The 11,186-nt window shown below is 72.5% G+C and carries 11 protein-coding genes; 8 read left to right on the top strand and 3 right to left on the bottom strand.

The features are described from left to right. Positions 1-188 precede the first annotated feature (188 nt). From H9I49_RS11545 to H9I49_RS11525, 5 genes are all read left to right on the top strand, one after another. On the top strand, positions 189-1,529 hold the full coding sequence (locus H9I49_RS11545; protein ID WP_188030536.1) for a UDP-glucose/GDP-mannose dehydrogenase family protein: 1,341 nt from the start codon (positions 189-191) through the stop codon (positions 1,527-1,529). Positions 1,530-1,604: 75 nt separating this feature from the next. Next, positions 1,605-2,483 (top strand): glucose-1-phosphate thymidylyltransferase RfbA, encoded by an 879-nt coding sequence (gene rfbA, locus H9I49_RS11540; RefSeq protein WP_188030535.1) that lies wholly within the window; start codon positions 1,605-1,607, stop codon positions 2,481-2,483. A gap of 13 nt (positions 2,484-2,496) precedes the next feature. Beyond that, positions 2,497-3,105 carry a dTDP-4-dehydrorhamnose 3,5-epimerase family protein gene (locus H9I49_RS11535; RefSeq protein ID WP_188030534.1) on the top strand — a complete coding sequence of 203 codons (609 nt, stop codon included), beginning with the start codon at positions 2,497-2,499 and terminating at the stop codon, positions 3,103-3,105. Beyond that, positions 3,102-3,713: a low molecular weight phosphatase family protein gene (locus H9I49_RS11530; RefSeq protein ID WP_188030533.1), complete on the top strand. Its 612-nt coding sequence runs from the start codon at positions 3,102-3,104 to the stop codon at positions 3,711-3,713. Before H9I49_RS11535 ends, H9I49_RS11530 begins: the two co-directional genes overlap by 4 nt. A 106-nt stretch (positions 3,714-3,819) precedes the next feature. Next, entirely contained in the window at positions 3,820-4,797 is a 978-nt protein-coding gene (locus H9I49_RS11525) for a hypothetical protein (RefSeq protein WP_188030532.1), read from the top strand. Between the two features lie 53 nt (positions 4,798-4,850). Here H9I49_RS11525 and H9I49_RS11520 read toward each other — a convergent pair whose 3' ends face one another. Beyond that, positions 4,851-5,945, bottom strand: a complete 1,095-nt coding sequence (locus H9I49_RS11520; RefSeq protein ID WP_188030531.1) for an LCP family protein — start codon at positions 5,943-5,945, stop codon at positions 4,851-4,853. Between the two features lie 54 nt (positions 5,946-5,999). Between H9I49_RS11520 and H9I49_RS11515 the strand changes: the two genes are divergently transcribed. Next, positions 6,000-6,587, top strand: a complete 588-nt coding sequence (locus H9I49_RS11515) for a hypothetical protein (protein WP_188030530.1) — start codon at positions 6,000-6,002, stop codon at positions 6,585-6,587. Here H9I49_RS11515 and H9I49_RS11510 read toward each other — a convergent pair. Continuing rightward, positions 6,580-7,815, bottom strand: coding sequence for an acyltransferase (locus H9I49_RS11510; RefSeq protein ID WP_188030529.1), 1,236 nt, complete (start codon positions 7,813-7,815; stop codon positions 6,580-6,582). The genes H9I49_RS11515 and H9I49_RS11510 overlap by 8 nt on opposite strands. A gap of 55 nt (positions 7,816-7,870) precedes the next feature. After that, positions 7,871-8,989 carry a glycosyltransferase gene (locus H9I49_RS11505; RefSeq protein WP_188030528.1) on the bottom strand — a complete coding sequence of 373 codons (1,119 nt, stop codon included), beginning with the start codon at positions 8,987-8,989 and terminating at the stop codon, positions 7,871-7,873. Positions 8,990-9,031: 42 nt separating this feature from the next. On the opposite strand from H9I49_RS11505, the gene H9I49_RS11500 reads away from it, so the two are divergent. Together H9I49_RS11500 and H9I49_RS11495 are read left to right on the top strand one after the other, a co-directional pair. Beyond that, positions 9,032-10,135, top strand: a complete 1,104-nt coding sequence (locus tag H9I49_RS11500; RefSeq protein WP_370587539.1) for a glycosyltransferase family 4 protein — start codon at positions 9,032-9,034, stop codon at positions 10,133-10,135. A gap of 76 nt (positions 10,136-10,211) precedes the next feature. Continuing rightward, a complete protein-coding gene (locus H9I49_RS11495; RefSeq protein ID WP_188030527.1) occupies positions 10,212-11,186 on the top strand; it encodes a glycosyltransferase family 2 protein in 975 nt (324 codons plus the stop codon).

The raw sequence follows: 11,186 nt of genomic DNA, 5'->3' as shown, positions 1-11,186 counted from the left end.
TCACGACCGCCCTACGGACACGCACGCACTCTCGTCTCGTCCGCTCGAGTCCCCTGAATCGGGCTAACCGGGCAAGTTTATCCAGAGATGGGTCCAACCTGTGAACTGGCACAGAAACATGCGTGTTCGTGCGGTGGCGTTCACTCGCGCGCCATTTCCGCGGCGACCGCCCTGCGTATGCTTCCCCCGTGCGAATCTCGGTGATCGGTTGCGGATACCTCGGTGCGGTCCACGCCGCGTGCATGGCCGACTTCGGTCACGACGTCGTGGGGGTCGACATCGACCAGACCAAGATCGACCGGCTCGCTGCGGGGGTCCCCTCCTTCCACGAGCCGGGCCTCGAGCCGGTGCTGCGCAAGGGTGTCGAGTCGGGCGGGCTCCGGTTCACGACCGACAAGAGCGCCATCGGCGACGCCCGGGTCCACTTCATCGCCGTGGGCACGCCGCAGGGCGGTGGCAGCTACGCGGCCGACCTGAGCTACGTCTGGACCGCCGTCGACGACATCCTCACCCACGCCCGGCCGCACGCCGACGGGCCGCTCGTCATCGTCGGCAAGTCGACGGTCCCGGTCGGCACGGCGCAGGCGATCGCCGACCGCGTGGCGGAGGCCGGGCTGGACGCCGTCGTCGTGTGGAACCCCGAGTTCCTGCGCGAGGGCTTCGCCGTCCAGGACACCCAGACCCCGGACCGTGTCGTCTACGGGCTGCCCGAGGACGCGCGGGCCGGCGACACCGGCCGTGCGGTGCTCGACGAGGTCTACGCGCCGATCATCGCCGCCGGCATCCCGCGCCTGCTCGTCAACTACGCGACGGCCGAGCTCGTCAAGGTCGCCGCCAACTCCTTCCTCGCGACGAAGATCTCCTTCATCAACTCGATGGCCGAGCTGTGCGACGCGGCGGGCGCCGACGTCACGCGGCTCGCCGAGGCGATCGGCCACGACGAGCGCATCGGACCGAAGTTCCTCCAGGCCGGCATCGGCTTCGGCGGCGGCTGCCTGCCGAAGGACATCCGTGCCTTCATGGCCCGGGCCGGCGAGCTCGGCGTCGACCAGTCGCTGACGTTCCTTCGCGAGGTCGACTCGATCAACATGCGTCGGCGCGACCACGCCGTCGACCTCGCGACGAGCATGGCCGGTGGACGCCTCGTCGGCGTCAAGGTCGCTGTGCTCGGCCTGACGTTCAAGCCCGACAGCGACGACGTGCGCGACTCTCCGGCCCTCGACATCGCGGGCCGCCTCTGGGGCCGCGGCGCCAATGTCGTGGCGACCGACCCCGCGGGCGCGGCCGCCGTGCGCAGCCAGCGCCCCGACCTGCACATCGTCGACACGGCCGACGAGGCCCTCGAGGGTGCCGACCTCGTCATGCTCCTCACGGCGTGGAACGACTACCTCGCCATCGACCCCGCCCACGCCAAGTCGCTCGTCGCCACGCCGCGGATCATCGACGGGCGCAACGTCCTCGACGCGCACGCCTGGGCCGACGCCGGCTGGGACTACCGCGGGATGGGGCGCACCGCGTCGACCTGGTGAGGCGGCGAGGCGTCCGGTTTGCGCCTTCTGCCGTCTCCCGGGCGGCGCGTCGACGCAGCACCTAGGCTCCCTGCCATGAAGGGGATCATCCTCGCCGGGGGGACGGGCAGCCGGCTGCACCCGATCACACGGGGCATCAGCAAGCAGCTGATGCCCGTCTACGACAAGCCGATGGTCTACTACCCGCTCTCGACCCTGATGATGGCGGGCATCCGCGAGGTCCTCGTCATCACCACCCCCGTGGACGTCGAGCAGTTCCGACGCCTTCTCGGCGACGGCTCGCAGTGGGGCATGACGATCACGTATGCCGTCCAGCCGCGTCCCGAGGGGATCGCCCAGGCGTTCGTGCTCGGCGCCGACTTCATCGGGGAGGACCGCGTCGGCCTCGTCCTCGGCGACAACATCTTCTTCGGGCCCGGCCTCGGCACCCGCCTCGCCGACCACACCGACGTCGAGGGCGGGCACGTGTTCGCGTACCGCGTCGCCGACCCCACGGCATACGGCGTCGTCGAGTTCGGCCCCGACGGACGCGTCATCTCCATCGAGGAGAAGCCGGCGGAGCCGAAGTCGAGCTACGCCGTGCCCGGCCTCTACTTCTACGACAACGACGTCGTGGCCATCGCCGGGGGGCTGCGCCCGAGCTCGCGCGGCGAGCTCGAGATCACGGCGGTCAACGACGAGTACCTCCGCCGTGGCACCTTGTCGGTCAGCGTGCTCCCGCGCGGCACCGCCTGGTTCGACACGGGGACCTTCGAGGGGCTCATCGAGGCGAGCCAGTACGTCCACGTCGTCGAGGCCCGGCAGGGCCAGAAGATCGGCTGCGTCGAGGAGGTCGCGTGGCGCAACGGCTGGCTCGACGACGACGCCATGCGCGGGCACGCCGACGACCAGGCCCGGAGTGGCTACGGTCTCTACCTGCACGCCCTGCTCGCCGAGGGCAGGGACACCCCGTGAAGGCGAGGACGTCATGGACATCCGCCCGCTGAAGGTCGCCGGCGCCTTCGAGGTCACGCCGCGGCAGATGCACGACGAGCGTGGGGTCTTCGCCGAGGGCTTCCGCGTCGACCACCTCGCCGAGGCCATCGGCCACGAGATGCAGGTGCGGCAGACGAACGTCTCGGTGTCGGGGCCGGGCGTCGTGCGTGGCATCCACTTCGCCGACGTGCCGCCCTCGCAGGCCAAGTACGTCACGGCGACCGGCGGCGTCTTCATCGACTTCGTCGTCGACGTCCGGGTCGGCTCGCCGACGTTCGGCGATTGGGACTCGGTCGTGCTCGACACGGTCGACCGGCGGGCCGTCTACGTCGCCGAGGGGCTGGGGCACGCCCTCGCCTGCATCGAGGGCGGGACCGCCGTCTACCTGTGCTCCGAGGTGTTCACCCCGGCGATCGAGCGCGGCGTCAACCCGCTCGACCCACGCATCGCCCTGGCCCTTCCCCAGGGCTTCGTGCCGCTCCTGTCACCCAAGGACGCCGCCGCGCCCACCCTCGACGAGGCCGCCGACGCCGGGCTGCTGCCCACCCTCGAGGCGTGCCTCGCGTACTCGTCCTCGCTGGCCGCAGGGAGCCGCACGTGACGACCGCCCTCGCCGGCCGGGTCCTCGTCGTGTGCACCGGCAACGTCTGTCGCTCGCCCTACATCGAGCGGCGCCTCGTCCAGCTGCTCGCCGGCACGGGTGTGGAGGTCGCGAGCGCCGGCACCCGTGCACTCGTCGGTGCTCCGATCGAACCGGGGTCGGTCGACGCGCTCGGTGAGGTCCACGCCGACGCGGCCGGCTTCGCGGCGCGCCAGATCACGCCGGCCCTGATCCGCGACGCCGATCTCGTCGTCACCGCGACGCAACGGCACCGCCACGAGGTCGTCGCGCTGCTGCCTCGTGCGCTGCGACGGACGTTCAGCCTCGGCGAGCTCGCCGACCTGCTCCGCGACGCCGACCTCGGTGTCGAGATGGCCGCCCTCGAGGCGCACGACCCGACCGGGCCGGCCGCGTCGGACGCGTCATGGGCCGCTCGCCTCGCCGCGCTGGCGTGGAGCCGACGGGGCCGCTCCACGATCCGCCAGCCGGAGGAGTCGGACATACCGGACCCATACGGGCGTGGATCTGCGGCATATGCCCTGATGTCGCACGAGATCGAGGCGCAGATCGGTGTCGTGGCCGAGGCGCTGCGACCGCGCACCCCCTGACACCGCCGCGGCTGCGAGCTCGGGCTGCCGCCTCGTTCAAGGCGATTCGCCTCTAGCATGTCCCCCGGGGGAGGGGAGGAAGTATGCGTCGAGGGGGAGTACCGACATGAAGAACCGACTGGCGACAGCCGGCCTGTTGGCCTTCCTGGCCGCCGACGTCGCGCTGGTCGCGGCGGCGCTCGGCGCGGGTCGCGACGTGGCGCCCGCGCTGCCGACCGTGACCCGCACGGCGGGCCTCACGACGGACCCGGCGACGGACCCGCAGACCACTCCGCAGACCACCCCCAGGACCACCGCGCCGGCCGACCCGGTGACCTCGCCGCCGCGCAGCACCTCCTCCCCGGCAGCGAAGGCGGTCCCGGCGACGCGGCTCGTCACCGCCCTGGACGCCGCGACCGCCTGGCGGGCGAGGACGGGCAGCTGTGACGCCGGAGGGGCCGTCGTCGAGGTGACGAACGACGGTGGCGAGACGTGGACGAGGCTGCGGACGCCGTCCCGGGCGGTGGTGCGCGTCCAACCGCTCGACGAGGCCCGCGCGTTCGTCATCGGGGCGGGGGCCGACTGCACGCTCGAGCAGTACGCCACCAACGACGTGGGCCGCACGTGGCAGGCTCCCACGACGGTCAGCGGTGGCTGGGCCCGCCGGCTCGACGAGCCGAGCTCGGTGCTGGCGCCCCAGCAGGACGCGGCGGCCCCGTGCGGTGGGGCCGTCGTCATCGACCTCGCGCGCACGTCGGCGTCGCAGGCGGAGGCGCTGTGCGCCGACGGCTCCGTCGTCGTCACGAACGACGGAGGGGTCACGTGGTCGGACTCCGGTGACGCCCCGGGCGGCGTGGCCCTCAGCAACCTCCTCGTCGACACGACCCTGACGACGTATGCCGCCCGCATCGTGGGCGCGTGCGAGGGCGTCCAGGTCGTCCGCGTCGTGGAGGGCCGCAACGCCACGATCGTCGCGTGCGTGCCGGTCAGGTCGCCGGTCCGCGGCCAGGTCGGTCTCTCCGTCACCGACCGGGGCGGGTGGATCGTGTCGGGAGACCAGACGTGGGTGTCGGTCGGTGACCTGACCTCGTGGAAGCGGGTCTGACCTCGCGTTCCGCCGGGGCCACCGGGGAGGGCAGCCTTCTACCGGGCCGCCTCCTACTTGTAGGAGTTCAGCGCATCGGTGCGGATGGCCTCGCCGAGCTCGTCCATCTTCACCTTGTCGACGATGTCGATCGACGCCCCCTCGGGGCTCGTGCCGAAGCCGGTGAACGGCGCCGTGATGAAGCGGATGTCGCTGCCCCGCAGACCCTTCATGGCGAACGCCTCGGAGCGCATGGTGCCGACGTCGAGCTTCTGGTCGACCGTGAGGTTGCTCGTCGCCGCCTGGATGAAGTCCTTGAGCTTGATGGGGTTGGTGAGGACGTCCCGGCTCAGGGTCTTGAGCATCAGCGCCTTGATGAACGCGAGCTGGCGCTGGCCGCGCGAGATGTCGCCCTCGCTCAGCTGCTTGCGCTGGCGGACGAAGACGAGGGCCGTCTCGCCGTCCATGTGCATCATGCCCTCACGGAAGACCTTGCCGTCGCCCTCGGACGCCTCCTCGACGTTGACGTCGACGCCTCCGACGGCATCGGTCATCGACTTGAAGCCCTCGAAGCCGAGCATCGCGACGTGGTCGATGCGGACGCCCAGCATGTTCTGCATCGTTCTGACGAGCAGGGGCGCCCCGCCGAACGCGTACGCCGCGTTGAGCTTGTTCTTGCCCTTGCCGGGAATGGAGACGTACAGGTCACGCGGGAAGTGGATGAGGCTGACGTTGGAGTGGTCGGCCGGCACGTGCACGAGGACCATGACGTCGGAGCGGGCGCCGGAGCGTCCGGGACCGGCGTCGTTGCCGATGATGAGGTAGTTGGTGCCGGTGCCGGTCGGCACGTCGATGACCTGGCCGGCGTCGTTGGTCGGCTTCGCGCCGTCGGCGCCGTCGGGCAGCAGCAGCTGGGTCTTCACGTTGTTCGCGACGATCTGGTTGAGCCACGCGAGGTAGCCACCGACGGCGAGAACGGGGACGAGCAGCAGGACCAGCGCCGCGACGAGCACCTTGCGGTTGCGCTTCTTCTCGCGGCGGCGCGACGGGTCGTCGGACGGCGAGCCGTCGTCCCACCGGTCGCCGCCGGACCCACCGGAGGCGCCGTCCGAGGCACCCGCCTGGTCACGTTCGAACAGGTCGGCTCCGCGTTCTCTGGTGCTGTCCACGGCGCCAGTGTAGGTGTGACGGGCGAGGCGCGTGTGCTGCTTACACTGTCCGCCATGTCCCGAGGAGCCGGCCGGCGTGTCAACGCGGACGTCCCCCTGGCCGTCGGCGCCGTCGTGGTCTTCGCCGTCTATGTGTGGGTCCTGACGCGCGCGACCGTGCCTGTCGTGACCGCGTTCTCCTTCGCGTCGGACGACCGGCCCAAGCTCTACGGCGCCCTGCTCGCGGGCCTCGCCGGACTGCCCGGTCTGCTCCTGACCCTGCCGCGCGCGCTCACCTCGCCCCCACCCCCGGTGCAGCCGTCGGTGCGCAGCCGCAGCCATGCCTCCGCCCGGCGGCGCACGTTCGTGCGCACCGACGTCCTCGGCGTCGCCGCGTTCCTGCTCGCGCAGGTGCCGCTTCCGGCGCCGTGGGGGCCGGCCGGCAAGGCGGCGACGATCGCGAACATCACGAAGTCGCCCGAGCTCGTCGAGCTGAGCGCGATGTTCGCGAACTATTCACTCGGCGTCTTCGCGGTCGGCGTCGTCGCGGCCGTCGTCGCCAAGGTCTACGGTCACGCGGCAGCGCTGCGCGTCCTCGCGATCATCCTCGTCGCGGGCGCGCCCGTCGTCGCGTGGTTCCTCGTCGTGCGCGCCGTCACGTAGCCGCCGCGCGGCTCGGCTCGCCCGCGTCCTGAGGTCCGGGCGTGTCGCCCGGGTCATCCCGCACGACGCTTCGCATGCTGCCGCGCACGAGGAACGGCTTCTCGATCGCGTGGTAGAACGCTGCGGCCACCAGGACGGTCGCCGTGCCCGCGACGGTCAGTGCCACGAGGCTCGTCGGGGCGATGCCCCACTCCTCGGGCCGGGCAAGGCCGGAGCAGAGCAGGAGGACCGGCTGGTGCAGCAGGTAGAAGCTGTACGAGATGACGCCCAGGGCGGTGAGCCAGCGCAGCGGGCCCGCCTGGAAGACCCGCCCGGGCACGCGTGCGAGCAGCACGAGCAGGCACACGGCGACGACGCCGAAACCGAGCGCGCTCACGGGACCCCACCCGGCGGCATACCCGGCCAGGCCGACCGCGAGCGCCACCGGGAGGGCGATGCCGGCGCGGGAGGTGTGACCGGCCCTCGGCGAGCTGACCAGCGTCGCGGCCCACATCCCGAGCGCGAACTGGAACCAGCGGGCCGGGAAGAGCTTGTCGGTCGACGGCAGGAAGCCGGCCGGGTGTGCCTGCCCCGCCCACCACTCGCCCGACACGCCCCACACGAGCGCGACGCCGAGGGTCACGAGCAGCGCGCCGCGCATGCCGAGCCGGCGGTGCACGAGGAGCAGGAGGGGGAAGCCGAGATAGAGGGTCGCCTCGAGGGAGATCGACCACAGCGAGCCGTTGACCGCCGACAGCGTGTCCCCGAAGAGCGGGAAGATCAGGGTCAGGTGGGTGACGGCGTCGACGGGCGTGAGGTCGCGGCTGACCAGCCGCTCACGCAGTGGCGGCACGAGCTCGAGAGCCATGACGAGGACGACGGCGGCGTAGTACGCCGGCAGCAGCCGGTAGGCACGGCGACGGAAGAAGCGGCGCGGCTCGAGGTCCCGCACGCGTCCGTCACGCAGGAGCGGGAGGGTGAGGCAGAAGCCGGACAGGACGATGAAGATGTCGACGCCCGCGCCTCCGAAGCCCATGATCCGCACGAGCAGGCCGTCCCCGGACAGCTTCGGCGGGCGGACGTTGTCGAGCCAGTAGCCGTGGATGTGGAGCAGGAAGACCCACAGCGCGGCGAAGCCGCGGAGGGTGTCGACGTAGGCGAGCCGCCGGGTCGCGACCGGACGTGCGACCGGACGTGAGGCCGCTGTCGCGTTCGTCGGTGCGTTCGTCGGCGCGCTCGTGCCGTCCATGGTCCCCCTCGAGTGCCTGCCCCAGGACGGCCGACCCCCGTCGCCGCGCCTGGCGTCATTCTAGGAAGCGGTCGACCTCCGCGCGGATGCGTTCGCGGAAATGCGTCTCGGAGAACTGCTCGGCGTGTGCGCGCACCGCGTCGGCCTGCCACGTGCGGGCGCGGTTCGCGACGACTGCTGCTCGCACCGCCTCGACGGTCGCCTCCTCGAAGAACGTCCCGTTGGCCAGCTCGTCGATCGTGTCGAGGTAGCCGCCGGCGCGCAGGGCGAGCGTCGGCACCCCGAACGCCGCCGCCTCGAGCGGGGTCAGGCCGAAGTCCTCGAGGCTCGGTGCGACGAGGGTCCGGGCGTGCGCATACGTCCAGCGCAGCTCGGCGTCGCTGAGTCCGGTGACGATGCGGACGTTGTCGGGCGCTGAGGCCCGCAGCCGTGTCTCCAGCGGCCCCGCGCCGACGACGACGAGGCGCTCCGGAAGCCCGCGCACCGCCTCTATGGCGACGTCGACGTTCTTGTACGGCAGGAGCCGTGACACGAGGAGCAGGTAGCCGTCGCCGTGGGGCGCGGCCCAGTCTGCGAGTCCCGCGACCGGCGTCTGCGGGTCCGCCGGGTCTATGCCGTAGGGCGGGGGCAGCACGTCCGCCTCGATGCCGTATGCCGCCGCGATGCGTTCGCGGACCACCGTGGAGTTGGCCAGGTAGCGGTCTGCGGACGCGGCGGCGCCCGCGTCCCAGCGGCGCAGCCAGCCGCTGAGGACCGACAGGGCGCGGGCGCGTGGCGAGCGTCGCGCCGAAAAGCCGAGGTAGGCGTCTGCCTGGTAGAGCCAGCGGGCGGGGGCGTGGCAGTAGACCAGCTTGCGACCCGTCGTCGGCACGCCGTGCGCCCAGCCCGAGCTCGAGGCGACGACGACGTCGGCGTCGACGCGAAGGCGCGACACGGCATACGGCAGCAAGGGCAGTGCGGCCCGGTGCTCGCGGCGCAACGGGGCGATCCGGTTGATGGGGGAGACGACGACGCGTGCGTCGCGGAACTCCGGGTACGTGCCGTCGGGGTCGTAGAGCGTCGTGTGGATCGTCGCGTCGGGGAAGGCGCGGTGCAGCGCGAGGACGACCCGCTCGGCGCCACCACGCTGGGTCAGGTAGTCGTGCGCGATCGCGACGCGCGGTCGATCCGTCATGGTGTCCGATCCTCGGGGCGGGTTGGACGCTAGATTCGGCAGGTGCCGAGAGTCAGTGTGGGCCATCGCCGCCGCGAGCTCGCGCTCAACGGGCGCTTCCTGTCGCAGGCCACCACGGGCACGCAGCGTTACGCGCTCGAGCTGGCGACGCGACTCGTCGCCCGGCACCCGGGGCGCATCGTGATCCACGTGCCCCGCGGAACGGCCGTGCCGGCCGAGGTGGCCGGGTCCGCGCGGGTGCGCGAGTCGCGGGCCGGCGGGCAGCTCTTCGAGCAGGTCGTGCTCCCGTGGCTGGCCCGCGGTGAGCTCCTCCTCAGCCTCGGCGGCCCTGCCCCGGTGGCGGCCCGTCGCCAGGTGGCCACCCTCCACGACGTCTCGGTCTTCCGCCATCCCGAGACCTACAGCAGAGCCTTCCGCTCGTGGTACCGCGCCATGTACCGGGTGCTGGGACGACGCGCGGTACGGGTGCTCACGGTGTCGCGCTTCAGCGCCGCGGAGCTGGTGGCGGTGCTGGGCGTCGACGCCGGGCGGCTCGACGTCGTCCCGAACGGCAGCGACCACGTCGACCGGTTCACGCCGGTCCGACCGGCGCTGGGCGCCGACGCCGACGCGCTGTTCGGCGCCGACGAGCCGTGGGTGCTGTGCGTCGGGACCTTCGCCCGGCACAAGAACCTCGTCCCGGCCCTCGACGCGTTCGAGTCGGCGGGCCTGCGTTCGATCGTCGTCGGTGCCCGCGGCGACGGCCGGGTCTTCGCCGACGCCGGGGGCACCCGCTGGGCGCACGCGACCTTCGTCGGGAGGCTCACCGACGACGAGCTCACGTGGCTGTACGACGCCGCGTCGGTGCTCGTCTTCCCCTCCGTCTACGAGGGGTTCGGCATCCCCGTCGTCGAGGCCCAGCGCCGCGGCTGTCCCGTCGTCGCGCTGCGCACCGGGCCCGTGCCCGAGGTCGCGGGCGACGGTGCCGTGCTGTGCGACCCGGACCGCCCCGAGGCGATCGTCGAGGCGGTCCGCGAGGTCCTCGAGGGGCCCGGTCGTCGATCACAGCTCGTGGCCGCGGGCCGTCGCAACGCCGAGCGCTACACCTGGGACGCGTCCGCAGACCTCCTCGAGGCGGCGCTCGCGCACGCGGGTTGGGACGGCTGACCGCAGGCCGCCCACCGGGGCAAACGGGATCTCCCGGTCAGCCACGCACGCGCAGATCCGATGCGATACTCCTGCCATGCCAGACGCCCCGTCCCCGTCGGTCGACGTCGTCGTCGCGACCTTCAACCGCCCGGACAACGTGCGGACCTGCCTCGAGCACCTCGGTCGCCAGACGCTCACGCCCGACGAGGTCGTCGTCGTCGACTCGTCGCCGCACCGCCTCACGGCCGACGTCGTCGCCGACTTCCCGGGCGTGCGCTACATCCGCAACGACGCCGGGCCCGGCACGCTCGCGACCTCGCGCGCCATCGGGGTCGCCGAGACCCGCTCCGAGATCATCGCCTTCATCGACGACGACGCGTACGCCGAGCCGGACTGGCTCGAGAACATCGTCGCCCGCTACGCAGACCCGGCCGTCGGCGCCGTCGGCGGCCGCGCGAGCAACGGACGGCCCGGCGAGGAGCACGAGGGCCTGGATGCCGTCGGGCGGCTCCTGCCCGACGGCACTCTCACCGGCAACTTCGCCGCAGACACCGGCCGCGACCTCGACGTCGACCACGTGCTCGGGGCGAACATGTCGGTGCGGCGCTCCGCACTCGCGCAGATCGGCGGCATCGTCGACCTGTTCCCCGGCACGTGCCTGCGCGAGGAGAGCGACATCATGCTCCGGCTCGGCCGCGCCGGCCACCGCATCGTCTACACGCCGACGGCCCTCGTCGAGCACGTCGCCGCGCCGTACACCCGGGGGCGCCGCTTCGACGTGCGCTACACCTACTACGGCCACCGCAACCACGTCGTGCTCCTCTCGCACACCTTCGGCATGGGGGCGCCGATCCTGCGGCGCTTCTACGGCGTGGCGCTGCGCGAGGTGGGCGGCAACGTCGTCGACGGCGCGAAGGCCGTCGTCGACGCCGACCGCACCCCGCGCCAGCGGGTCCGCGCCGTGGGCGGCCGGGCCCTGCACGCCTCCGCGGCCATCGGTGGCCTCGCCGCCGGCACCACCGCGGCAGTCCGCACCCGCCTCGGCGACCGGCGCACGGCCCGGGCCTGA

The sequence above is a fragment of the Terrabacter sp. MAHUQ-38 genome (genome assembly GCF_014518425.1).
In the GTDB taxonomy this organism is placed as follows: Bacteria; Actinomycetota; Actinomycetes; order Actinomycetales; family Dermatophilaceae; genus Terrabacter.
The sequence above is the reverse complement of the archived record's forward strand: the minus strand, read 5'-3'. Positions and strand labels throughout refer to the sequence as shown.